The organism is Sulfolobus islandicus Y.N.15.51 (assembly GCF_000022485.1).
Taxonomy (GTDB): Archaea; Thermoproteota; Thermoprotei_A; order Sulfolobales; family Sulfolobaceae; genus Saccharolobus; species Saccharolobus islandicus.
On sequence record NC_012623.1, the window covers coordinates 2224865 to 2248867 of the forward strand.

Consider the following 24003-nt stretch of genomic DNA (forward strand, 5'->3'; position numbering starts at 1 on the left):
ATAGAAGATGTGGCTATTCATATAAATATATGAAATTCATTTTCGTCTATTTTACTTATGAAATACCTTATATAAGTATTATAGATCTTTGCCCGAAATCCTTTTATTTCTAACTTATAATTAGCTGGTTAGATTGATTTCAATTATCATACCGGCATTTAATGAGGAAAGAAGAATTGGTAGGACGTTGGAGAAAGTATCGTCAACACTACCTAATGCTGAAATAGTGGTAGTATTTGATGGGCATGATAATACGCCAGAGGTTGTTAAGAAATTTCCCGTAAAGCTCCTAATAAGTGAGAGCAGACTTGGTAAAGGGGGAGCGATAAAGAGAGGAATTAATGAAAGCAATTTCCAGAGAGTTTTATTATTAGATGCCGATTTTCCCACAACTGAGGAGGAATTAGATAAAATCTTAAGCACTGACGCTGACCTAGTCATACCTAAGAGGAAAATTGTGGGGATGCCATTAAAGAGGAAGTTCCTACATAAGGGATTTATAATAATTACTAAGATACTCTTTCCGTCGCTAGCAAAATTTTCGGACTTCCAAGCTGGTGTTAAGCTAGTAAATAGGGAAAAGGTTTTAGATATATTAGACGAGTTAATAATTAACGATTTTTTATTCGACGTTAACTTAATTTACGGATTTAAACGTAGACATTATAAAGTTAAAGAAGTTGAAATAAATTATATTCATGATGAGAGTGATAGTAAGATATCTAAAAAGTTAATAAAAGTCATAATTCTAATGTTCCTCTCCTTGATAAAATTAAGAGTATATTATTCTCCGTTTAGGAAAATTCTATACACTAAAACTTACCTTAAAGCACAGGGCTACATTTTACGAAAGCTTAGATAGCCTACTAATTATTATTCTTGAAATCAAGTTAAAGGTACCTGCAAAAAGGGCGATCCAGTAATAAGTTGTGGGATAACTTTCAACTAAAATTGTTACCATAACGTTTTTGTAAAATACAGTCATGTTCTGGCTCCCTATTATAAATAATGGATATTTCGTTGGAGTAACATACCCTACCACGTAATTAAATAATAAGTAAAATAAAAGAGGATCCAACAAGTAAAGATAGCTTATCCAAGTTATTAATAGGTAGTTATTGATTACGTCCTTTTTCAAGGCGAGATAAATGTAATAGAGGGAAACACTTATCACATAAAATCTAAATGCGAACAAAATATAGTTTATTATTATACCTATTTCCAACTCTTTACCTAGAAATTCTAGATAAAATGAGAAGAGGCTATCCTTAATTACTACCATTCCTCCAGCGGAATAATACCACCAATAACCTGGTAATAACGCTACAAGTACATTTAGTAACATGCTTATAGTCAATATTAACGTTCTTTTTGTAACTATCATATCATCTCACTTTGTGAAAAAGTTGTGTTGAACATCTTCATCACTATCGTCAAGTTATATGAATTATCGTGAATAGCCCTCTCGAACATTTCCAAATTAGTCACAACCACACTAATGTTCTTTACCTCATTAGGGTTAATTGTTACCGGTTTTGATAAGTAAGTGTAATCCCCAGTTACGTTTAGTAAGGTTATTGGGAAGTTGAGAGTATTGTTAAAAGTTAAGATTAACTGGTTATTGGAAATAACTAGACCTATTTTTGGTTGCGAAGTGAATAATATGAGTATGGTGGAGTTGATTTGGTTCAAAGTTGTTTGAAGTAAACCGTTGAAGTTATTAATCATGGCAAACTGAACAATTAGTACTGAAATGAACACTATTAAACCTATAATTTTACCTAAATCCACGTTTTAATATTATATGAAAACCACTATAAATGTTTCAAGGATAAAAGTGATATGATAGATATTATACACCCAACGTCCAAGGCTAACATTGATATAGAGAAGCTATGGGTCAAATACAGTGCCAAACCTACAAATGATGGAGCGATCATCGTCCCAATTTGGGATACGGCGTTGGCGTAACCTATTGAAGTTCCCGCACTAGATTGCCCAGCTATTCTCATTATTAGAGAATCAGTTGGAGGTCTATATGAGAACGAGAAAATCCCCAATAAGAAGGCCTCGGGTAATATATCGATGTTATTTGAGAAAATTATTGAAAACGTTAGTAAGATGAATCCTATCAGATTTATTAAGATAACGGTTCTATCGCCAAATCTTTCCACTGACCTTTCCACACTTAAAATCCCTACTAGCTGACCAACTCCGAAAAGAAGAAGAAATATGCCTGATAAAGTCGGAGAGATGTTTCTATAAAGTACTAGCATTGGGAAAATCCACGTTGTTGTACCCCACGTGGACCACAGCTCCCCTAATCTAATTAGCGTTGCAATTGTTATTTTTCTATCAAGGATTATCTTAAACGACCTCTTGATTTCAGTCCTATTGACATCTATCCTATTGAAATGACTGAAAATTGCAATTAGCCCGAAACTTGTGGCCATGATTAGGTAAATAAATCTCCATAAATGCAACAGAAAACTTGCTATTATACCCAAGGTGATGATAGTTATTGGTCCTGCACTTTCCACTAAAGCCACGTAAAATGTGAACTTTGAGCTGTTGGAGTAACTAACTGCCACTATTTTCATTGCTGATGGAAATATGGCAGCTGTTATAAGTCCTTCTATGAGGTAGGCTACGAGTAGAATAGCGTAACTTGTAAGGAAGAGAAAGAGTAATAGATTCATTCCTACTAAGAGAATCGATGCGTACTCCACAGCACTATTTGGGCCTATTCTATCTATAATCAAACCCCAAGGGATTGAGGAAACTATATAACCTATGTAAAAGACTGTGGCAACTAGCCCAATCTGTATGGAGTTTAAGTGAAAAACTAAGGCTATTGGCAATGATATGACTCCCCAACTGAGCCTTAAAAACAACTGAAGAAAAGTACCAATCCAACTCACTATTATATTTCTTAACACAAAATGACAATGAGTTAAATCTCTCTTTTATGATTATCGTTCTAAAATATATTTAGCATAAAATAATTTTATAATCTCCTAGGCGTATATTCAATTATGCCAAGAGAGTTAACCCCCATTGAGCAGTTACAATTACTTTTACCAGGTTATAGGGGGTATAAAGCAAAAGATCTAATTAGACAAGACGATTTCCTAGTTAGAAGAGCAGTTATTGATAGATTAGAACAAACGATAAGGATAATCTCAGAAAAGGAAAGCTTTATTGCCTCAACCGATCCATTTTCACCCCAACTTAAGGTAATGGAGTTCTTGATCTCTAAAATCAGGGAGTTAATAAACAATATAATGTCAAGTCAGGGTGGAGGTGCGGATATTTACGCCAGGTGGAAAGTTACAACTGAGGAGTTGGATCAAATAGTTAATCACGATATGAAAATGATTGATATTGCTTCACAATTAGTGGAGCTTGCTAAGAATAATAGAATTGAAGAGTTCGAACCATTACTTAATGACCTAAGAGCAGTATTTTATGATAGAATGAAATTATTTTATCCTCCAGAACTTAGAAAATAGTTACGAAAAAATTTAAATATCAACACTAGAATAATTCTAATATATGTCTTTAACCATTAGAGGTCAAGTTATTTCGACAGAAAAAGAAGATGGATCAAGTTTTATGACAGCTGATGCTATAATTTTCAAATACCCAAAGGAGGCAATTACTTCGAAATCACTTATAATAGTACAACCCACAGAGAGAGCCATAGTTTTAATACAAGGACAAATTGTTGCAGATTTACCTCCCGGTAGTCATAATATTCAAACTCCAGGAAATCCGGTTTCAGCTTTTCTATCTAAGTTTAGGTATAACACGTTACCATATGATACTGTAGTTTATTTCATCTCGACCACCAGACATGAGGTTAGAGTAGCGGGTGTTAGCCAGACAGATGACCTAGTACCCTTAGAGTATGAGACCGCAATATACTTTAGAGTTCAAAACCCTGCAGCCTTAGTCACAAATGTCCAGTTCGGTTCCCTATATTTCAAAGACGCAGATTTAGCTCATTATATTTCACCAATTGTAGATCAAGAAGTTAGTTCAGTACTTAATCGTGTAAATCTAACTGATGTTTTCAAGAAGTTCTCTGAAATTTCTACTGCAGTTACGGCAGCGTTAAAGCAATTCCTAGCAGAAATAGGTGTAGACCTAATATCTGTAAGAATAACTAGACTTCTGCCTCAAGATCCAGAGCTGAGAAGAATAATACAATTAAGGGATATGGGAATACCATTAATGGATGCAGTTCGAATGGGTTTGGCTAGAATATTAGCTGAACAGCAGAACGCAGCAGCAGTCAATATGGCAATCGGAGTGCCGTATTATCCAAACCTATCAACAATAGTTAATCTACCAGATGGCCTAATAAGAGTAGGTATAGGCAGAAGGGGGCAACAACAGAGTGGTGGAGCACAACAGTAGAATTTTAGGTTATAATATTGCCACGTCAATTGGGTATTCTTTTATCCTAACTATAATTATGGCCATAGTATCGTTAATAGTTAAGGCATTTTATCCTCCAAGTACCTTTGATATTTCACCAATTGAAGCCATGATTCACTCCCCTGCGGAAGGAATAGTGCAGATTTTAATATTGGTAATATTAGTAGCATTTGTCTTCCCTACGAGAACAACTCTTGAAAAGTCGTCTTTAATTCAAGTTAGAAAGATAGCGTTAATCACTGCATCATCTTATTTGGTATTTTCCTTATTGCCATATGCCTTCCAAGTGTCTTATCCTCAAACGTACTTAGGATTAACGATAGCTTATAATTTATTAAACGGTACATTTGCTGGATTTATAAGTACCATCGTATGAATGCTAGTTTTCTCGTTATAGAGGAATAATCCCTATTCTTGTTAATCAATATTTAGGAGTCTACTCTATTATATTATGTTTATGAAATAAATTGAAGAGATCAACAAAGTACCTTGTTGGTTGTTCTCTTATTCAAGTACTTCACGGGTTTGAACCTCGGTACCAAGAAAATTGCTAGGTTGATAAAAAGTACTTATCAGACTTCTGAAGGGATAAAGAAATTGTTTAAGCGGAGGAGAAAAACATACACTGCTAAACGGTATTTAAAAGCTCCTCAGAGTGAGATTAATGGCAAAACTTTCATTTTATTAAAAATAATTTTATAATTTGGAAAGATTTTCTATTTTGTTAGAAATATTTCTATAGTTTAGTTTTTTATATAACCATAAAGAATTAACTGAGTAGAGCAACCATCATCCCAAAATAACTTGGGACTTGATATTCCATCAACTTAACGCTATACTTATTATAACTACTCTCAAGAATTCCGAGCATTATGAGCAATTGCCAATAGCTATCGGGCTTCGCCTCACTAATAACTTTATCATCAATCTTCATCAAATCCTCAAATCTTTCGCTCTTAAAAATATCTACAATAGTGGAATCGTAAACCGCAGCGTATTCTGAATAACCATAAGGTCCCTTAGGATCGTGGGTATGAGCGTGATCCGCACTAACTATTACTCCAACCCTTTTTCTATGATCTCTTAAAACTTCACCAATTACTACTCCAAACTTCCTCAATATCTCCCTTTTAACTCCCCTAGCTGGAGTCAACAATACAATTCTCCTCCTTTTCAAGAAGTAAAGGGGAATCGATGACCCCCAATCTAGCGCGATCTTTGACTCCTTTCCTTCTAAAGCCCCGAAATTAACACCAACCACCGGTAGGCCACTCCCTTTTGCCCTTTCATATATTTCGTAAGCCAATCCCCTATCACAAAGGTACTTTCTCTTGATTTTACCCCGCTTTCCTTCAGCGTATTGCGTTAATATTACCGCCATGTGATCGTCAATTCTTATATTATGGGGAGTAATTACGATGTACTTATCAGCCTTAACTAAACTTGCAGCTTCCCTCATTGCCTTATTTAACAACGATGATTTTTCATCTTTTGGATCAATTATCTCATCTCCATGAGGTGCTACTAAAATAAAGCTTATCACATTTAACTCTTGCTATTTCAAACTTTAAGTTTTGTACTGTGTATCGCATTTCAACAAGATCTCGTTAACTTACTGTAGTATAATATGGTAAGTTTATAAAGAGTTACTGTAGCATAGTACATAATGAATGTTGAGAGAGTGTCCAGAATGCAAATAATTCAATAAATATAATGTGATAGAAAAACAATATTATAACTAGTTGAGAATAGAAGTCAATTATATCTTTCAATATGAGGGAAGATTAATATTTTATTGTAATATAAAATAACTTATAGTTGAGAAAAAATGAATTTCAAACATACCCCATATTATTCTAGTTAACCCTAGCCTAGGGTTAACTAGAGAGTTTGACAAATTCCTCTTGCGGAACTTTTGCTAACACGGAAGTGTAAATCAAGGAATTGTAAATTATTCCAATAACGTAAACAAAAACCTCAACCATATCCTTGTTAATAGCGTAAGGTCTCCAATACCTCTTCAAGAAAATACCAAAGAATTCAACATAACGTCTAAAACTAGAAAAACCAATTATCCAAGTTGAGGGCATTCCCAAGAAACCCCTATCAACAACCTTATAACCACTCATACCAAAACCAACCTTATTATCGGGAAAGTTTGCAAACTCAACTTGAATTGCGTGAAGAATCATGGTTGGGGAAATAGCATATAAAACCTTGAAGCCGAAGAAACTCCTACCCCTCTTCTTCGCAAACTCACCCTTAAATCTACGATGAATCTTAGCCCTCATATAGTAGTAAATTAAGTTTGCTGCTTCCCTAAACTTTCCTTGTCTCAAGTTGAGTTCTAGCTTTTTCTTTAATGTCTCCTTGTTTCTCTTTCCGAAGGGTACTTCGATTATGTTGGAATCTATTGCCCAGAGTTTGTTAACTTTGCCGTATAAGGCACTACTTGGCAAGTAGTTTTCTAGTTTGCTTAGCTTTTCCTCAAGTTCTTTTGCGTATTCCTTGAATGCTTTCTTTATTTCTCCCCTAAGTTTCTTTGCCCTTCTGTGGTTTTCGGATTTTGACTTGCGTTCTCCTAGAAACCATCTTACTACAATGTCCGTGTAATAGTATGCTTCTACATCTCTGTAGGAGCATTGCCATATCATCATGACGATGAGTACTCTAAGTATGTATAGGTCTAGTGATGATAGTGCTTTTGAGGTGATTAGTATGTAGTGCATTTTCAAAAGAGTTTTATGCCTTGATGATAGTTTATCATAGGGGACCGGGAGATTGTAGTATTCTATCCAAGGTTTCATATCTCCCAATCCTTGTACTACGTCTTCCCGGTCCCCTTTAAGTATTACTCAAGATTTTACTCCAAGTGAAAATTCAAAATTTCTCAAGAGTTTATGCTTTCTTTTGAGTTATTATCTATAAACTTATACATAGATTTATTGAATTATTTACACTTGGGATGCTCTCTTGAAGCTGAAATATATCCACTTTATAGGTACAATAGCAACAACTTTTATTTTTTATCTCAATAAGGCTAACGGATGTCCTTACGCAATAAGAATGTGTAAAACATCAGAAAAATACCGCAATACTTCAAGTTTTAACGTAAACCATATGTAGTTCACTAAGGGGAAGTTGACTAGAAGTCATTATAACGTAGTAACATTAAACTATCCAAGAGTTCACATATACCGAATCGGAAGCGCATATAAAGAGAAGAGATAACGAAAATAGTTGAGTGTATCGAAAGTGTCATCATTAAGCTATTTATATTTATATATTGAGTATTACTTATGGATAGGAAACCCGTAATTAGCAGGATATTTCTTGCCCCTCTTGTGGTTCTCATCATGTAGTTAAGTGTGGTAGGCCTTTGGGTAGGCAGAGGTATTTGTGTAGAGATTGCGGTAGGTACTTCTTGGTGGGTGATACTTCTAATCATCATTATCATGAAAAGCCTAGGGAGGAGAATTTGAGGATGCTAACGGTATGAGTATGAGGGCTATTTCCGCTTTAAACGTTCCCTTGGATACTGTGTTCACTTTGATTAAGCATCATGGTAGAAAAAGGTATAAGAAGTTAGTCCAGTTATGGAGTAAGGCTAAGGAGTTGGTCAAAGGTAGAAGTACTGGAAAGATTGTAGTTGAGATGTGGACTTACTTGTTTACGAATACTAGGGCTTTTTATAAGTGGGAGTTTAGTGATGGTTAAGTACTCACTAGTCCTAGTATTGTGAGATAGGGCTATCCCTAAATTTATAACATAATGACGACACTATGAACACACTCAAATAGTTTCAAGTTAAACTTTTAAACTCATTCTGATATAGTTGTTATATGACAAATATAACAATTCGAATAGACCTCAACTCCAAAAAGCAGATCTACGAACAGATAGCTAATCAAATAATTGAACTAATAGCTAAGGGAGTATTAAATCCTGGAGATCCTTTACCCTCAGTTAGGGAAATGGCTGCAATGTTAAGTGTGAATATGTTAACCGTGGAGAAGGCATACAAATATCTGGAAGGTGAAGGATTTGTAACCGTTTACAAGAAGAGATTCGTAGTCAAGACTGATATAAGGGATGAGAAGTGGAAGGAATTGATGAAAGAAGCCGTTTATAGGGCTTTGGCTGGTGGCGCTAAAAGGGATGAGATTCTCTTCTTTATATCAGCTTTGTTGAGGTGAAAAACATGACACTTTTAGATATAATCATTTACGTGGAGTTCACATTTCTCTTTATCAATTTATTCCTATTACCTAACTTACAACCTCCAGATATCCTCCTTGGGGCCAGGGTAACTACGGAGTTTAAAAAGAATAAGGGCAAGGATATAGTTAATAAGTATAGATTATCCCTAATTGGTTTAACGTTGCTATCCCTTTTGCTTTATTATTTCGTAAGCTTTATTTCAGTTTTCATTTACGTTATTCTCCTTTTATTAAACGTTGTTTATTGGAGGAGGATTGTGATAAGACGTAGGGGGAGTCTACCGGTGGCTTCTTCCAGATATGCTGTAATTGACACCAAAAAGAAGGAAAGTAGAAAGTGGATAATTACTTTCATAGTAGCGTGGGGGATCTTGATATTTACATTGGTTTTTGGATCCCTAGTATACTCCTCTGCACCTAAATTACTTCCTACTCACGTTGGTCCTACTGGTACAACTTTTCTCGTTAAGACTCCATTAAACTTTTATAAGGTCGAAATAATTAATACTGTCGTTTTAGGGTTATTAACAGTACTGGGAGTCTTCATTACAAGAACTACTAATGTAATTAACCCAGCATATCCAGATAGAAGCTATTACGCATTTCTTAAATTTAAGGAAGAAGTAGGAATTATTGCAGGGATTGTTGGAGTCTTTATGAGTTCACTATATACTACAATATCGCTCTTCATATGGACAATAATAAACTTAAGCGAACTTGAAGTTTTTATAATCTTTCTCATATCTATGCTCTTCACAGTTATCATAGTTTACGTGCTTAGAATTGGTATTGAAGGTGCTAGATATCTAAGAGATGTTATAGCTAATGATAACTTACTTAATGACGATAAATATTGGAAGGGAGGAATAATATATGTTAACCCAAAAGACCCGAGAATATGGGTTCCAAAAAGAAATGGTTTAGGTTACACATTAAATTTCGGTCATGGAATTTCAATTTTGATTATCCTAGCCGTAGTTTTTGCTGTAATAACTACAATAATCCTTGTTAGGTGATGGAGAATGAGCTTTGATCCAATATATTTCCTAACTCCCATAATAGTGATGGTGTTCTCTTTCGGAATGGTATATAAGCTAGTTAAGTCTATCAAAGTATTAATGTTTTCTGCACTAGCTTATTTCATAGCTATCGTATTAAAGGTTTTAGTACAATTTTTTACCTTAGGTTATTTAGCATCAATTAATAGTTTAGCAGTTTTAGGTTTATATTATGGGTTGCAAACTTCCATATTTGAAGTCGGTCTAGCTTACGTCTTTGCACTATTGGGGAAGTTAAAGAATGGTTGGGGTTATGGAGTGTCTTTAGCGATGTGGGAAAACGGAGTATTAATATCAATACCCACGCTCTTTATATACATAGCCTATTACTTTTTTCCGTTAATACTATCTACTCCCTCACAACTAGAATATCCAATTACACAAGCACTACCACTCATCGGGCTTAGCATACTTGAAAGGGTCTCGTCACTTCTAATTCATTCATCATGGGGATATCTCTCAGTATTAAGCGTTATTACGGGGAGAAAAAGATTGATCTTAGTGGCTTTTCCAATGGGTTTCGTGGACTTTCTAGTACCATTCGAGAAGTACCTCGGAATATTGACATTTGAGTTTATTTTCTTCTGTATTGGATTAATTTGTTTAGTTATGGCTTGGTCTTTGGGAAAATATTATCGTTCAACCTCCTCTAAGGATACGTAATTCGTATCTATACCTTTAAAGTACCATATTATTGTAGCAATACCTCCAATTAGCCACAGTATCGTGTTATACAATATGTAATTAGTTAAATTAAAGGATTGAGTAACATAAGTTGAGATCGCATATGCGGTAATTGGAACGAGCCTAATTAGGCCTATCATGAACGCCCTCAACTTCTTTGGCATTAACACAGGTTCGTATATCGTCCTAATTGCCCAGCTAAATTCACTAAACAACATATTGACAATTAGTAATGAGTAAAACATTCCGAAGTTGAAGTTAGTGGTTAGGTATAGAATTGGAATCATACTAAGACTACCTCCCACATATGATATTAACGCGAAGATTCTGGTCCTTATCTTGTTCGCAATATATGCTGCTATAAAACCAGAAATTGAAGCCCCTAAATTTGCTATGAAGATAATGAAAGGGGTTTGTGACGAGGAGAAATAATAGTCTGCGACCACAAATGCCATTAAGCCATAGGTTAAATATTGAGAAAGTCCTATTATAGCTAGAAATGCGTATCTAGAACCTAAACTTAGCTTTTTGTTCACATTAACTTCTTTTGCTTCTGTTGTACCGTCTTTTACAACCTTGCTAGCCTCAATTTTTGCCTTATTTATATCTCCTTTAGTTGCCAACCATCTTACAGATTCTGGTAACAATAGCCTTATTATCACTGCCGTAACAATGCCCAATATTGCGACAACGGTAAGGGCTAAGAGTTCTATTATGAAAGAATTTGAAAGGCTATACGTTAAATACCCAACTAGAGCAGCTACCATTGCGCCAATATTGTCGAAATTTGGAGCCAATACTAACATCATATCTCTGTATTTGAGAGGCATCATCTCTGCAGTATATGATAGCATCACTGGGACTTCACCCTCAACTCCAAATATTCCTAAAACTATTCCTAAGATTATTAGAATTAATGAAGGGAATTTTGCTAGATTATCTGTACTGAAACCAGCTAAGACTGACGCTAAAACTAGTAATATGGTTCCAACAGAATATAGTGACATTGTAATGAAGAAGGTGGTCTTCCTACCCAACTTCTTATCTGAAAATAATGAAAGTGCTAAGTTACCTGCTAGTGTTGCAAATGTTGGGGTTAGTAGGAATAATACACTATTTATATTAGGATAAATTAAGGGAGCAATAGAAGCAATTACTCCCCACATGAAGTAACCTATTGCAAGTGAGGCAAACATTAGCGAATGTATTGAAGTCCACTTTGCCGTATCGATTAGTCTCTCAATACTCTTCTCCATATGTAAAAATGATAATTAGTAACTTATAAAGTCACTTATTTTGAATTTTTAATAGACCATCACCAAATCAGCCCTGAGACCACTCTTCACCTCTCAAGTCCTGCCCACTCATTCCTCTTCAACGAAATATAAAAACCTAATCGTCTCCTTTAAATAATAATTCAACAATAGTGTTTCTAATATCGTAGGCTATCTTTTTACCTAATTCAGTACCTGGGCCTATGAAATATTCGTTTCCAGGTAAAGAGCCAACTGCAATTGCATCACTTACAGTACCCGTAAACTTATATCCCAAATCCCTTAAAGCTCCAGCCTTAGCCTCTGTTACTGTTCTTATTAAGTCAACTAATCCATTAATGTTTAACCCTTTATCAACAAACACCCCAATATTAATAGTACAACCTGCATCCTCACCGCTTCTCCCAATTCCAGCACTGATGAAAAATTTACCCCAATCAGTTTCTTTAAAAGTGTAATTCTTTGCAGCAGTCATGAACATTATGGCAGATTTAGAGGGACACCAGTTAATTACATCTCCCCAAGGGTTACCACTACAATAACTTTTATCAACGAAAATACTACAAATTTGGTTAACTCTAATTATTCCTTCTGGATATAAAGCTGAAGTTAAAATTATGTACTCTTTTCCAAGATCAAACCTAACAATTTTTGGCTCCATTAATCAAAGGTTTATTATCAATCTTTAAATTAATTTAGGTTGAAACAACTATAGAGGGGTTTTTTGAATGTTTTTAACAAAATTAAAAATCGAACTTATAGCTATGACTACTCGAAGTAAGTTTCCCTTGAAAACGAATTTATAATTTTTTAAACTCTTTAAACATTAGAAGATTGATGTCTTCAGTTAAAAACGAATACGATGCAATTCATAGGGAATTACGAGAACAAGGTTTTATTAGAACTGATTATCCCCCAAATCCATCTGAAGTGTTATGGAATAAGAAGATAATGACAATGAAAAGAGAGGAAATCGATAAGTTAAAGACGTTTAGACTAAGAAGGATTATAAAGTGGGCATGGGAAAACATTGAGTTCTATAGAAGGTTTTGGAAATCTAAAAACTTCGAACCAGACATGATAAAGGACTGAAGGGATATCGCTAAAATACCGATATTGAGAAAAGATGAAATTAGGAAAGACCTACATCAAAATCCTCCATTTGGTACAATTTTCCATCCAGAATTGGCTAATCACATAAGATTTGTTGGAGCGACTTCTGGCTCAACTGGATTACCTACCTTCCAAGGATGGGGGGGCTTTGGAAATGGACTACTTCCAAGAAGCCCAGGCAAGGTACTTGTGGACTTTTGCCGAAGTTAAGCCAACTAAGGTTTACGCAAACTACCTAAACATGAGTGGCTTTTATAGTTGGGGGCCTCCGGTTGTTGAGACCGCAATGTGGAGATGTGGGGCAACTGTCATAGCTGGAGGTGGTGAGACATACTTCTCATGGAAGAATAGACACAACCTGATCTTCAAACTATGGAAAGTTGACGTATTCGCCACAACTCCTTGGCTACATAGATTAGTAGGAGAGGAGGCTAAAATTGAGGGTTGGGAAACTCCCTTCAAGGTTTTGCTACTTCACGGTGGTGCAGCTGCTGAAAACACTAAAAAGAAATTATTCAAGGTTCATCCAAATGCTGAATTAGCTATAAGTGTTTGGGGAACCACTGATGGACATATGGCTATTGAAGTTCCAAGCTTAGAAGGACAATTAGTAGTTTGGGAGGACATGGAGATATTTGATATTGTAGACCCTAAGACTGATGAACCAGTATCTGGGGGAGAAAGAGGTGAACTGATAGCGACCTTGTTAAATCACTTTACCATGCCTTTAATACGCTATAGTTTAGGAGATTACGTTAAGAATGACTTCCTGACCGATCCGGATCCTAAGTATGGTATAACTCACATGAGATTTGCTGAGCCAATACCAGGTAGGGTTGAGTGGATGTTCTTCGTTAAAGGGAAACTATTATTGCCAATTTACGTTGAGGACGCTGTGAATGAAATTCCAGACACTACTGGAATGTTTAACATTTTCATTTACGATAATAGTATGGATAAATTGAAGATTAGAATAGAGACAAGGAGGGAACAGGTTAATTCTACTTACGATAAGCAAGCCAGAGAGATATTAGCGAGCAGGATTGGGATTAACCCAGATGACGTTGAGATAGAGTGGGTAAAGCCTGGAAATACAATATGGACGGGCTACAAGTTGCAAGTGTTTGTTGACCAGAGGAAGAAGAAATAATTTTTCTTTTTACTTATTACTTTATTATACTAGAAATCAAAAATAATAATAGAAAAGTTCTTATGTAAATAGGCTCCGCCCTAATATAGATGGTACGATGTTTCTATCTGAAAGATGTTTTCAAAAATCGTCTTTTCACCACCATTTATAAGTTATAGTATTTTCATGAAATTACATCCTATTATCACCATTTAGTTCTCTCTTTTAAAACTTTTTTGTTAACCTTTCCAGTGCTGGTTAGGGGTAAATCATCTACAATAACTATATCATCTGGAACCCACCATTTTGGTATCAAACCTTGAGTTGAAGCACTTCTTAAATGGCTGATTATGTTTTCTTTTAAATTTGATCCCTTACCTTTGACTAATGCTATAGGTCTTTCTCCCCATTTTTCATCTATTCTACCTATTACAGCAACGAGATCTACTCCACTTACTTCAGATATTATTGACTCAATTATACTAGGTATTATCCACTCTCCTCCACTCTTTATTAAGTCCTTCTCCCTATCCAAGATTCTTATAGTATGGTAGTCATCTATAATCATAGCTATATCTCCAGTTTTGAACCAACCATCCTCGTAGGAAGATTTAGTATTCTCTAGATCGTTAAGATACTCACCAGGTAGCCAAGGTGTTTTAACCCATAAATGTCCTATCTCTCCTACTTTAGCCTCTTTACCGTCTGGCTTAACTACTTTCAATTCCACGAAAGGAAGAGGATGAGTATATACTCTCGCGTAATCTTCGATGCTTTGTATATTGGTATTTGCGGGAATGATAGTAATTGAAATTGCTAACATATCTGTTCCACCATATATTGATGCAAAAGATACTCCACTTTCTTTTAACTTCTTAGCCAGATTAGATGATATTGGAGAACCACCTATCAAAGTTTTTAAGCCATTTAGTTGCCCTTGTTTGGCTGCGCTTAGTAACATATACATCATTGTGGGGACAGCGTTAAGCCAGGTTACCTTTTCCTTTTCTATTATTTCCAATGTTTTTATTGGCTCAAATTTTCCACTTGTGACGTATTTAGCGCCTAGGTAAGTAGCGTGAAATAGTGAACCCCATGACCATAAATGATAATATGGTATAAGACCTAATATGATATCGTTGTTCTTCAACGAAGAAGGGCTATTGTAAAGTGATAGCTGGTGCACCATACCTATTGCTCCATGAACCGTTTTTTCATTAGTATACATAACCGCTTTAGGTAACCCTGTTGTACCTGACGTAAATAAGATAGAGTATGGATCACTTCCTTTAACGTAAATTTCGGGTTCCTTAACTAGTTTTCTACTTACCAAATCATCATAAGTTATCTTAGTATCATTGGAATCTATACTAATAATTTTCTCCTTAGTGAAGTCCTTAAATAAGAATATGAAATCTTTTGAAGCGAATAACCATTCTACCCTAGCGTGTTTAATTGTATAAAGTAATTGATCGTAGGGTAGTTTGACATTAACTGGATATATTATTGTACCTATTAAGCTAGAAGCGAATAATAGCTCAACGAATTTAAGGGTGTTATAATCTGCAACCCCTATTATACTTCCCTTAGATATTCCAATCGATAGCATTGAGTTAGATATACCTATTATTCTTTCATAAGTCTCCTTATATGACTGTCTAACATTGCGAAAAGGATCTACTATTTCCTTATCTGGCACCATAGTTACAGCCCTTTTAAGAAGCGAGAATACGGTAAAACCCTCTTGCATTTCCAAAACCTCTATTTCATCTCTTCCATATTTATGAGCTCACGTATCTCAGATATATAATCTCGTAGAATGCTTCTACCCATTAGAAATCTCTCATAGTAGATCTTCGACAACATTGTGAATCGCTCAATACCCAACTTACGGCCCATATGGGATAGTAATATCACGGAAATACCATGCCCTAAAGTTAATAGTAAATCTTTTGAGTAAAACTGCATCTCATATTCTCTGTAAGTTAGGAGCGTGGTGGCCTTATCTTTGATGAAATCAAGCGTTTTGGAAGCTATCTCATCCTTTGCTTCATTTACAATCCCTTCCAAGTCCCTTATTAGTTGTCTATGTGCTTCCTTCTTCACCATGGCTTCGAGCATCTCTAAAGCCTGAATGTTTCCAGTCCCTTCCCAAATTGGAGTTATAAGCGCTTCTCTGTGAAGTCTTTCTATAGGAAACTCTTCGAGAAATCCAATTCCTCCATGAATCTCCATTGCCATTCTTGATACTTGAGATGCTATTTCAGCTGTAATATGCTTAGAAATATGAGTCAATAGACGCGCATAATGGTACTGCTCATTGTAGAAAGGTGGCATAGCTTTCCAAGATTTTTGGAACTGATCTATTGCCTTAAAAGTTACTACCATACCTCCTTCAATCATGAGCTCCATTTCAAGTAAATCTTTCTGAATTAGGGGATGTTCAATTAATGCCTTACCAAAAGCTTTTCTGGATTGCGAATAATAATAGGATTCGAGAAAAGACTTCCTCGCTATACCTAAAGCCCCTACAGCATTGGATAATCTTGATACCATAAGATCCTCAGTTATGTAATATATCCCATATTCCTTTTCTCCTATAAGATAAGCCTCTGAACTGTTAAACTCCACCTCTCCAGTTGGCACACTGTTTGTTCCACTTTTTCTCTTAAGTCTTCTTATCAAAAAATTCTTTTCACCTTTATTGTTCTTTTTAGGAACTAGGAATAGGGAAAGGCCTTTAGCCCCACTCTTACTTCCCATAGGTCTAGCACTTACTAACGCTAAATCAGCCAACCCGACACCGCTAGCGAAATATTTAGTATTTCCTTTTAATAGCCAATACTTACCGTTAAATTCAGCCTCCACTAAATTAGATCCTAAGTCACTTCCACCTTGAATCTCAGTGAACCACGTAGCTCCGAAAAGCAACTCATCTGAATCTCCTATTAGATAGGGAACGTATTTCTTTAGTTCCTCGCTACCGTATTTATAGAGAGCATATGCGGTCTGATTGGTAATTGTAAGTATGCATGCTATACCTGGATCAGAAACTAGATATATTGAAGCGTAGTGCTTATGCCAATTTTCCTCTTTATATGGAAATTTATTAATATCGAAATCTTTGATTAGCCTTTTAATAGCTGCCCTTAGAGAAGGGTCAATCCATACTTCATCTACTCTCTCCCCATTTACGCTCCACATTACGTGTATGGGTCTAGCTCTCTTATCTACATGTTCCGCAATTTCATATAACTCTCCCCCTGCAAACTCACCTAATTTTGAGAAGTCTGCTTTCACATCAAAATATTCCAAAATCTTTTGTAATGGTTTATCAATATTAAAATGATTTTTGCCATACGCACTAGATATATATGAGAAAGGACTATTACCCTTACTCATAGTCTATATTTATTCTTATATAACTTATAAGCGTATAGTACTTTAGGAATGTGAATTACCTCACCCTCATGGTAGACCCAGAAATTACTTCTTAAAAATAAATTTGTAATATTAGTAATCCACTTTACCAGTAGTGAAGAAAGGCGTACCATCAGTTAAGGCGTTCCACATCCAAAAGTTTTCCCTCTTAGGACAGTGCCTAACATAAGTCTAACTCTCGCCAAGAACAATAAATTTTGCAGTAAAATTCCTTAATTGATCTTGAAGAATTGATAGACTTTCCGCTTCCTCCGGAATTCTCTCCCTAAGAGTGAGGTTAATTACACTGATGATTACTCTGTTCATCAAGTTCTTGATAATCGTGTTGCGAGTAAGAAATACGCTATCGAGAGTTATAATTCTTATTGTAGGTCCCACTTTGCTATATTAGCTAGGGATACTAAGGTCAATAGGGTGAGAGGATTGTTGATTATAGTCTTGTTGAACGTCATGTACCTTGTTCAAGGTAGTCTTCTCCCTTGACGGTAGACCCAAAATCATTTTACAAAATACTTTCGATAAGGTAATATTAGTTTTGCAGAAGATAAATGGAATTTATAACAATATAAAGAGTTCAACAAATTGAAGAAAGGCTTAAGGTGAGGAAGACGGTATTATCACAAGATGAACCAGGATGATAACACTTGATCTTCCCCACCAAAATAACACTCAACAAATAGGGTATAAATTACTTTCCATATTAGACTTCCAAGGGAAAAAGGCAGAGAACCTAGAGACGCTGAAGGGAGAGAAGGAAATAGACATTTCAATAGACTGGACCACCAAAACCTGGTACGGGAAACCGGTGGAAGTAAGCTCGGAAAAGGGAAACTCATGGAACTACGCCACTGAAATGACTAAACATAATGGGAAAGTGCTCCTACTGACTTTCGTCACACAAGTAAACGAGATGACCAAGGACGACATCGTGAAGATCCTCGTAGAGCAGGTTATTGCAATGGGGTTCAAGATAAGGTTGATAACTCTTGACGCAGGTTTCTACACAGTTGATGTGCTCAATTTCATTTCACAGTTTAAGTATATAATTGCTGTGCCTGTTGGGGACGTGAAGGTCTATGAGGAGTTTGATGGAGAGTATATGACAAATAGTAAGAGGCATAGGAGGGATGAGCAGGTTAAGTTCAGGCTTTCGGTCTATGGTAGTGAGAAGATTAAGAGGAAGAAGGTTGTTTACTTTGCTAGGGGGACTAATCTCGACCTACCGAAGAAGGAGGTGTTAAAGTTGTACGACAAGGTAAGGAGTCCCATAGAGACTTCTTACCGGAACATCAAGGCCCTCCTTCCCTTCACCAGTTCCACTAAGTTCGTCTTCCGCATGTTGATCTTCGTTTTAGCCATGATCTTCTACTCCCTGTACACCGTATTTAAGGGTATGGCGAGAAGAGAAGAGTTCAGGTTATTACTAATTCTTTTGTTTCCTGGTGATTTATTCAATCTAGAAAATTCTCTATTTAAGCTACTAGAAACACTTATTAATACAATAGATTTATTTTTAAGGAGGTGATTTTGGGTCTACCGCAGAGAGGCGAGGCTTTTCGCCCCCTTAACCTCCAATTTTAGTAAATAAGCCGTTAGCTTCTCCTCCAATTACTACCACTGTAGTTCTCATTTTCATAGGATTACATCTGACTGATATTTATTAACGTTATCCTAAATTTTATTTATGGAGAATGCATTGTATCATCTTTATAAACCTAACTTCACAATTAAATATTAAAATTTAAATATATGTATACATAAATAATGAATACTATGTCACATAAGTTTGTTCTAGCCCTAGATGAGGGTACTACAAGTGCTAGGGCTATACTCTTCGATAGTGACTTAAACATAGTAAACATAGGGCAATATGAATTCCCGCAGCACTATCCTCAACCTGGCTATGTGGAACATGACCCTGAGGAAATATGGGAAGCTCAAATGTTAGCCGTAAAAAAGGCTATAAGTAAAATAGATGCTAAACAAATAGTAGCAATAGGGATAACAAACCAAAGGGAGACAACGGTATTATGGGATGCTAAAAGCGGTAAACCGGTTTACAATGCAATTGTATGGCAGGATAGAAGAACTTCTCCAATAACGGACTGGCTAAAAGCAAATTACTTTAAAATGATAAAGGACAAAACTGGGTTAGTTCCAGACCCTTACTTTAGTGCATCTAAGATAAAGTGGATACTTGATAATGTGCCCAATGTTAGGGAGAAAGCAGAAAGAGGAGAAATTAAGTTCGGGACCCTAGATACTTATTTAATCTGGAGGCTTACTAACGGAAAAGCTCATGTAACGGATTACTCTAACGCTTCTAGAACAATGCTTTTTAATATAAATAAATTAGAATGTGATAGAGAAATCTTAGAACTTCTAAAAATACCCGAATCTATATTGCCAGAGGTTAAACCATCAAGTGAAATTTACGGTTACAGTGAGGCGTTAGGAAACTTAATACCTATATCTGGGGACGCAGGAGACCAACAAGCAGCTTTATTCGGTCAAGTAGCGTTTAACGTAGGTGAGATAAAAGCTACTTATGGTACCGGTAGTTTCATTTTAATGAATATAGGCAATAACCCAATACGATCAGAAAACCTCTTAACTACAATAGCTTGGGGTCTTGAGAAGAATAAGGCAACGTATGCATTAGAGGGGAGTATATTCATAACTGGTGCAGCTGTACAATGGTTTAGGGACGGCTTACGGGCAATAGACGTTTCAGATGAGATTGAACCTTTAGCCTCAAATGTGGAAGATAATGGCGGTGTCTATTTCGTTCCAGCTTTTGTTGGATTGGGAGCTCCTTACTGGGATCCATATGCTAGAGGTCTCATAATAGGCATAACTAGAGGAACTACTAAAGCTCATATAGCTAGGGCTATTTTAGAATCAATGGCCTATCAAACTAGAGATGTAATTGAGGTAATGCAAAAGGAATCCGGCATCAGTATAAATTCGCTTAAGGTTGACGGAGGTGCAGCTAAGGATAACCTTTTAATGCAATTCCAAGCTGATATATTAGGTATTAAGGTAATCAGACCTAAAGTTATGGAAACTACTTCTATGGGAGTTGCAATGCTAGCAGGTTTAGGTGTAGGCTTATGGAACTCTTTAGAGGAATTAAGGAGCATATGGAAGGTTGATAAGGAATTCATTCCAAGTATGAGTGAGGAGAAAAGGAGGGCATTGTACTCTGGGTGGAAGGAGGCTGTAAAGAGAGCTATGGGATGGGCTAAAGTTGTAGGAGGTCAAGTTTAAATGTCTGTGGTTTTGAAGGACTCTTTATGGAGATATTTCGCTGAATTTGTAGGAACTTTCATACTAATACTATTCGGAGATGGTGCTATAGTAGCCTCAACACTAAGTAGCCAACCCAGTTTCGGATTTATTATGGTAAGCTGGGGATTTGGAATAGTGTCAGCGATTTATGCTGTTGGTCCAATTAGCGGAGCTCATATAAACCCTAATGTAACGTTAGCGTTTGCTGTAACTAAGCGTATTAAGTGGGTTGATGTGATTCCTTACATCGTTTTCCAGATTTTAGGGGCTGCTGCAGCTACAAGCGTATTATTGGTATGGTGGGGAGATGTAATAACCAGAATAGATCCCCCACCTTTTCTATACGCTGATATAGGAGCGGCTTTCTTTACTCAATATCCTGAGCCCGGTTTTTGGCCTCAATACTGGCCTAAAAGCTATTTACCTAACGTTAGTAGCGCAGGTATTTTATACTCTCAAGTAAATCAAATATTTCCCTTATGGAAGGGAGCCTTTGCTGAGGCATTAATGACCTTTTTGTTACTGTTGATAGTAGTAGCAGTTACGGATCCAGATTCACCCTTCTATAGCCAGTCATTAGCTCCGTGGGCAATAGGTATTGGATATGTAATGCCCTCCTTACTTTTCGAAGCTCAGTTAACGGGAGGGATGATAAATGAGGCTAGAAGTTGGGGACCTATGCTTGCTTTATATCTAATCGGTTATAGAACTGGTGCATTTAACTTTAGGGGAGAGTACTTCTATGTTTATGGTATTCCAGATTTTATAGGGGGCATACTTGGAGCTCTGTTCTGGGACCATGTATTAAAGCCTTATCTTAGGTTCGTAAAAAACATTAACAAAAAGTAGTGATTTTTATCAGTATAATAATAAGACTTTTTTAACTCAGTTCTATGCTTAGCAGTTTATGTTTTTCTCTTACGTTTAAACAATTTCTTTATCTCTCCAGATGCTTGGTAAATACTTTTTATCAACCTAGCAATTGTCTTGGCCCCTAGGTTTAAACCCGTGAAGTACTTGAGCAAGAGAACAACCAACAACGAAAAGCCTTCAAAATTATAAAACCCTTGTTCCTAAGCCAGGTTAAGAAAGGGCTCTTCTCCATACCCAAGGCCTTAAGCTCCCTAATCAAAACCTCGATATCCCGTCTATTCTCCCGACTAGTGATAATATCCTCTCAGTATCATTAAGGTTAGTGGAGAAGAAATACCTCTTACCCAAACCCTTATAATCCTCCACTACAAGCAATTTTATGGGAATACCTTGGTATTCCACAAGGTATTTCCCTTTGTGGAACTCACCAACTGGCACGTGTCTGCCACCCTCGACAAGACGTGAGTTAGCCTTGAGTTCCTATATAGGTTTTATTAGTCGGGGAGAGTAATACTCTCCTCGGCTGGGGAAACATGGTCGAGACACTATCTGAAGCAAAGTCTTCGGGTGAGGGCGTGACCAACCCCTACCGTCGGACTGAACATTATGATAAAATTCACGAATATAGGCATTACATACCATGCCTCTAACAAGCCTACGTTTGCAACCGTAGGAGGTGTGACAAAGAGGTAGGGGTAATAGGAATAGATATATCAAAGGATCACCTAATTACAAGTAGGGGGAGGGTGAGAAAATACGAGAACAACTTGAAGGGTTATGAAGAAATCCTCAAGATGAAACCTTGTACAATAGTCCTAGAGCCTACCGGAGTATACGCAATAAGATCTAGCCAATACTTCAAGGAGAAAGGAATAAAAGTACTACAAGTAAGCCCAAACATGTTATCAAGAGAAAAGTAGTTTAGGGGAAAGAAAACGGATTTTTACGATGCTGAAAAATTAGAAAACATGGTTAATAAGGCAAAGGAGTACGAGTATAACCCCTTAAGAGAACTAGTAACACTTTACCTCTTCCTCAATGACATAGAAGTAAAGTACAGGAACAGGTTAGAGAGAACACTATTCCTAGTAAGCGACAACAACAAGATAAGCAAGGAAAGGTTAGAAAAACTCGCAAAAGGAGATTTTACACAAGAAGAACTATACCAACTAGAATACACACCAATAGTAGTTGAAGAAATCAAAGTCCTAGCAAAAACACTCCTAGAAACGCAAGAGAAATTGAAAGAAGTTAGGAGGATGATCGAGGAACAAGTACCGGATAATCACGTTTTATTAACAATCCCGGGAATTGGGAGGCTTGCAGCTGGTATTATTATTGGTATTGTTGGTGATGTTAAGCGTTTTCCTAAACCAGAGTCCTTTGTGGCTTATTGCGGTTTAGATCCCGTAGTTGAGAGGAGTGGAAGAGCTGTGATAAGTAGGGGGATTTCCAAGAGGGGTAATAAGTACTTGCGTAGCTTGTTCTACTTTTTGGCAGTGAGGAATTATTCTAGGAATCCAACCTTATTGAAGTTTTATGAGACACACAAGGATAGGTTGAAAGGTAGGAAGTTGTATGTTGCTTTGGCTAGGAAGTTGGCAAGGGTTGTTTGGAGTGTATGGTATAATAATAGGCCTTATGAGCCTAAATAAGTAAGCCCTCTCCCGAATCGTCACGTGGGTTGAAAGGACCCACGTGGCAATGTTAGCTAATACTATGCTTGAAGTTTGAGCGAAAGGTTTATTACTGAACGCCCCCGTAAAGTTAAATCCCGCTAATAATAATGTAACAATGATCTTTCCTCCATTAAGTGGAATGATTCCTAAGAATAATTACAATTTAATCCTAACATTGTCTAACGGGCAGAGTATAAAAATCGTGGTGATATATAAAATTTGATAAAATTTTGAAATTTTAGGTAAACATATTATCATTGGGAAATTTGATAGCGGCATTTTTGAGGTAAAAATTATTTTCATGTAAAAATGTATGGATTATAGTTCTTGACGCTGAAGATTACGCCAATTCATGAAAGTATTATTTGTAGTTTATGACAATATTATTAGTGTTAACAATAATTTTGCTACTCCAGTATAAATCATACAAAGTATTAATTCAGTTTACATTTGTGATAAAATTTATTCATTGCTAAAGAGAGAATTTTATAATTTTTTAAATTTTATATGAAATAAAACATTAAAGGGAACTATTTCAGAGGAATCTAAACTAAATTTTAAATGAATATAATTGCTCAAGTTATACATAGTGCCATCACTGAGCTACAAATTAATTAGATTAACAGATCTTCATAAAGAGAAGACGTTAAACTGACATACTTATATACGTTTGGAATATTAGAAAGAAAATTTATAGCTTAATGTCAGACTCTATGATCCCTTAAGGGGTACCGTAGCGGAATTGAAAGTAATTAAAAGTAAGGAGAAGTTACGGCACGGGTAAACTCCTATCTTTTG

The 24003-nt window shown here is 36.1% G+C and carries 20 protein-coding genes and 7 pseudogenes; 16 read left to right on the forward strand and 11 right to left on the reverse strand.

The genetic code is table 11. The features are described from left to right. The first annotated feature begins 133 nt into the window (after positions 1 to 133). Complete coding sequence (locus YN1551_RS12035; RefSeq protein ID WP_012717968.1) at positions 134 to 862, forward strand: glycosyltransferase; 729 nt, start codon at positions 134 to 136, stop codon at positions 860 to 862. On the opposite strand, the gene YN1551_RS12040 is transcribed toward YN1551_RS12035, so the two are convergent. The 3 genes from YN1551_RS12040 to YN1551_RS12050 are packed head-to-tail and all read right to left on the reverse strand — an operon-like array spanning position 845 to position 2939. Beyond that, positions 845 to 1384 carry a hypothetical protein gene (locus YN1551_RS12040; RefSeq protein ID WP_009991755.1) on the reverse strand — a complete coding sequence of 180 codons (540 nt, stop codon included), beginning with the start codon at positions 1382 to 1384 and terminating at the stop codon, positions 845 to 847. The genes YN1551_RS12035 and YN1551_RS12040 overlap by 18 nt on opposite strands. Then, positions 1381 to 1791 (reverse strand): hypothetical protein, encoded by a 411-nt coding sequence (locus tag YN1551_RS12045; protein WP_009991754.1) that lies wholly within the window; start codon positions 1789 to 1791, stop codon positions 1381 to 1383. Before YN1551_RS12045 ends, YN1551_RS12040 begins: the two co-directional genes overlap by 4 nt. A 23-nt stretch (positions 1792 to 1814) precedes the next feature. Beyond that, a complete protein-coding gene (locus YN1551_RS12050) occupies positions 1815 to 2939 on the reverse strand; it encodes an MFS transporter (protein ID WP_012717969.1) in 1125 nt (374 codons plus the stop codon). A gap of 96 nt (positions 2940 to 3035) precedes the next feature. Here YN1551_RS12050 and YN1551_RS12055 point away from each other — a divergent pair, with 96 nt between their 5' ends. From YN1551_RS12055 to YN1551_RS17695, 4 genes and pseudogenes are all read left to right on the forward strand, one after another. Next, on the forward strand, positions 3036 to 3512 hold the full coding sequence (locus YN1551_RS12055; RefSeq protein WP_009991752.1) for a hypothetical protein: 477 nt from the start codon (positions 3036 to 3038) through the stop codon (positions 3510 to 3512). Between the two features lie 43 nt (positions 3513 to 3555). Continuing rightward, positions 3556 to 4422, forward strand: coding sequence for an SPFH domain-containing protein (locus YN1551_RS12060; protein ID WP_009991750.1), 867 nt, complete (start codon positions 3556 to 3558; stop codon positions 4420 to 4422). After that, complete coding sequence (locus tag YN1551_RS12065; RefSeq protein WP_012713163.1) at positions 4403 to 4819, forward strand: hypothetical protein; 417 nt, start codon at positions 4403 to 4405, stop codon at positions 4817 to 4819. Before YN1551_RS12060 ends, YN1551_RS12065 begins: the two co-directional genes overlap by 20 nt. Before the next feature lie 110 nt (positions 4820 to 4929). Next, positions 4930 to 5064, forward strand: a pseudogene (locus YN1551_RS17695) (ISNCY family transposase); the annotation flags it as partial. A 148-nt stretch (positions 5065 to 5212) separates the two neighbouring features. Here the strand turns inward: YN1551_RS17695 and YN1551_RS12070 are convergent. Together YN1551_RS12070 and YN1551_RS12075 are read right to left on the reverse strand one after the other, a co-directional pair. Beyond that, positions 5213 to 5986 (reverse strand): DODA-type extradiol aromatic ring-opening family dioxygenase, encoded by a 774-nt coding sequence (locus YN1551_RS12070; protein ID WP_009991748.1) that lies wholly within the window; start codon positions 5984 to 5986, stop codon positions 5213 to 5215. A 334-nt stretch (positions 5987 to 6320) separates the two neighbouring features. Next, complete coding sequence (locus YN1551_RS12075) at positions 6321 to 7250, reverse strand: transposase (RefSeq protein ID WP_012715708.1); 930 nt, start codon at positions 7248 to 7250, stop codon at positions 6321 to 6323. Between the two features lie 492 nt (positions 7251 to 7742). Between YN1551_RS12075 and YN1551_RS16185 the strand changes: the two are divergent. The 4 genes and pseudogenes from YN1551_RS16185 to YN1551_RS12095 all read left to right on the forward strand — a co-directional run. Continuing rightward, positions 7743 to 8151: pseudogene (locus YN1551_RS16185) on the forward strand (transposase); the annotation flags it as partial. A gap of 134 nt (positions 8152 to 8285) precedes the next feature. Then, a complete protein-coding gene (locus tag YN1551_RS12085) occupies positions 8286 to 8639 on the forward strand; it encodes a GntR family transcriptional regulator (protein WP_010923489.1) in 354 nt (117 codons plus the stop codon). Between the two features lie 5 nt (positions 8640 to 8644). Next, positions 8645 to 9679, forward strand: a complete 1035-nt coding sequence (locus YN1551_RS12090; protein WP_012715642.1) for a DUF1648 domain-containing protein — start codon at positions 8645 to 8647, stop codon at positions 9677 to 9679. A 6-nt stretch (positions 9680 to 9685) separates the two neighbouring features. Then, positions 9686 to 10384 (forward strand): hypothetical protein, encoded by a 699-nt coding sequence (locus YN1551_RS12095; RefSeq protein ID WP_010923491.1) that lies wholly within the window; start codon positions 9686 to 9688, stop codon positions 10382 to 10384. Here the strand turns inward: YN1551_RS12095 and YN1551_RS12100 are convergent. Both YN1551_RS12100 and YN1551_RS12105 read right to left on the reverse strand, forming a co-directional pair. Next, a complete protein-coding gene (locus tag YN1551_RS12100) occupies positions 10354 to 11661 on the reverse strand; it encodes an MFS transporter (protein WP_010923492.1) in 1308 nt (435 codons plus the stop codon). The genes YN1551_RS12095 and YN1551_RS12100 overlap by 31 nt on opposite strands. Before the next feature lie 136 nt (positions 11662 to 11797). Then, positions 11798 to 12340 carry an adenosylcobinamide amidohydrolase gene (locus YN1551_RS12105; RefSeq protein ID WP_010923493.1) on the reverse strand — a complete coding sequence of 181 codons (543 nt, stop codon included), beginning with the start codon at positions 12338 to 12340 and terminating at the stop codon, positions 11798 to 11800. 176 nt (positions 12341 to 12516) lie between these two features. Between YN1551_RS12105 and YN1551_RS12110 the strand changes: the two are divergent. Then, positions 12517 to 13942: pseudogene (locus YN1551_RS12110) on the forward strand (phenylacetate--CoA ligase family protein). Between the two features lie 184 nt (positions 13943 to 14126). On the opposite strand, the gene YN1551_RS12115 reads toward YN1551_RS12110, so the two are convergent. The 3 genes and pseudogenes from YN1551_RS12115 to YN1551_RS18130 form a co-directional block, all read right to left on the reverse strand. Further along, a complete protein-coding gene (locus YN1551_RS12115) occupies positions 14127 to 15671 on the reverse strand; it encodes an AMP-binding protein (protein WP_012717972.1) in 1545 nt (514 codons plus the stop codon). Between the two features lie 11 nt (positions 15672 to 15682). Then, positions 15683 to 17323 (reverse strand): DNA alkylation response protein, encoded by a 1641-nt coding sequence (locus YN1551_RS12120; protein WP_009071332.1) that lies wholly within the window; start codon positions 17321 to 17323, stop codon positions 15683 to 15685. Positions 17324 to 17437: 114 nt separating this feature from the next. Continuing rightward, positions 17438 to 17599: pseudogene (locus YN1551_RS18130) on the reverse strand (IS1 family transposase); the annotation flags it as partial. Here YN1551_RS18130 and YN1551_RS17700 point away from each other — a divergent pair. The 4 genes and pseudogenes from YN1551_RS17700 to YN1551_RS12140 all read left to right on the forward strand — a co-directional run. Then, a pseudogene (locus tag YN1551_RS17700) lies at positions 17600 to 17818 on the forward strand (IS1 family transposase); the annotation flags it as partial. A 178-nt stretch (positions 17819 to 17996) separates the two neighbouring features. Continuing rightward, positions 17997 to 18887 carry a DUF4322 domain-containing protein gene (locus YN1551_RS12130; RefSeq protein ID WP_012715639.1) on the forward strand — a complete coding sequence of 297 codons (891 nt, stop codon included), beginning with the start codon at positions 17997 to 17999 and terminating at the stop codon, positions 18885 to 18887. 239 nt (positions 18888 to 19126) lie between these two features. Continuing rightward, positions 19127 to 20632: a glycerol kinase GlpK gene (glpK, locus tag YN1551_RS12135; RefSeq protein ID WP_012713516.1), complete on the forward strand. Its 1506-nt coding sequence runs from the start codon at positions 19127 to 19129 to the stop codon at positions 20630 to 20632. Beyond that, on the forward strand, positions 20633 to 21502 hold the full coding sequence (locus tag YN1551_RS12140) for an MIP/aquaporin family protein (RefSeq protein ID WP_012715638.1): 870 nt from the start codon (positions 20633 to 20635) through the stop codon (positions 21500 to 21502). Between the two features lie 56 nt (positions 21503 to 21558). On the opposite strand, the pseudogene YN1551_RS16190 reads toward YN1551_RS12140, so the two are convergent. After that, positions 21559 to 22006: pseudogene (locus YN1551_RS16190) on the reverse strand (ISNCY family transposase); the annotation flags it as partial. Between the two features lie 53 nt (positions 22007 to 22059). On the opposite strand from YN1551_RS16190, the pseudogene YN1551_RS12150 reads away from it, so the two are divergent. Continuing rightward, positions 22060 to 23181: pseudogene (locus YN1551_RS12150) on the forward strand (IS110 family RNA-guided transposase). 163 nt (positions 23182 to 23344) lie between these two features. Then, a complete protein-coding gene (locus YN1551_RS17705) occupies positions 23345 to 23428 on the forward strand; it encodes a hypothetical protein (RefSeq protein WP_238526257.1) in 84 nt (27 codons plus the stop codon). Positions 23429 to 24003 lie beyond the last annotated feature (575 nt).

Bases quoted from the DNA above. Each gene is read 5' to 3' on its own strand.
- YN1551_RS12060 (WP_009991750.1), top strand. From the start codon at position 3,556: ATGTCTTTAACCATTAGAGGTCAAGTTATTTCGACAGAAAAAGAAGAT.
- YN1551_RS12105 (WP_010923493.1), bottom strand. From the start codon at position 12,340: ATGGAGCCAAAAATTGTTAGGTTTGATCTTGGAAAAGAGTACATAATT.
- YN1551_RS12055 (WP_009991752.1), top strand. From the start codon at position 3,036: ATGCCAAGAGAGTTAACCCCCATTGAGCAGTTACAATTACTTTTACCA.
- YN1551_RS12095 (WP_010923491.1), top strand. From the start codon at position 9,686: ATGAGCTTTGATCCAATATATTTCCTAACTCCCATAATAGTGATGGTG.
- YN1551_RS12130 (WP_012715639.1), top strand. From the start codon at position 17,997: ATGATAACACTTGATCTTCCCCACCAAAATAACACTCAACAAATAGGG.
- YN1551_RS12075 (WP_012715708.1), bottom strand. From the start codon at position 7,250: ATGAAACCTTGGATAGAATACTACAATCTCCCGGTCCCCTATGATAAA.
- glpK (WP_012713516.1), top strand. From the start codon at position 19,127: ATGAATACTATGTCACATAAGTTTGTTCTAGCCCTAGATGAGGGTACT.
- YN1551_RS12100 (WP_010923492.1), bottom strand. From the start codon at position 11,661: ATGGAGAAGAGTATTGAGAGACTAATCGATACGGCAAAGTGGACTTCA.
- YN1551_RS12115 (WP_012717972.1), bottom strand. From the start codon at position 15,671: ATGCAAGAGGGTTTTACCGTATTCTCGCTTCTTAAAAGGGCTGTAACT.
- YN1551_RS12040 (WP_009991755.1), bottom strand. From the start codon at position 1,384: ATGATAGTTACAAAAAGAACGTTAATATTGACTATAAGCATGTTACTA.
- YN1551_RS12140 (WP_012715638.1), top strand. From the start codon at position 20,633: ATGTCTGTGGTTTTGAAGGACTCTTTATGGAGATATTTCGCTGAATTT.
- YN1551_RS17705 (WP_238526257.1), top strand. From the start codon at position 23,345: ATGATTCCTAAGAATAATTACAATTTAATCCTAACATTGTCTAACGGG.
- YN1551_RS12090 (WP_012715642.1), top strand. From the start codon at position 8,645: ATGACACTTTTAGATATAATCATTTACGTGGAGTTCACATTTCTCTTT.
- YN1551_RS12120 (WP_009071332.1), bottom strand. From the start codon at position 17,323: ATGAGTAAGGGTAATAGTCCTTTCTCATATATATCTAGTGCGTATGGC.
- YN1551_RS12085 (WP_010923489.1), top strand. From the start codon at position 8,286: ATGACAAATATAACAATTCGAATAGACCTCAACTCCAAAAAGCAGATC.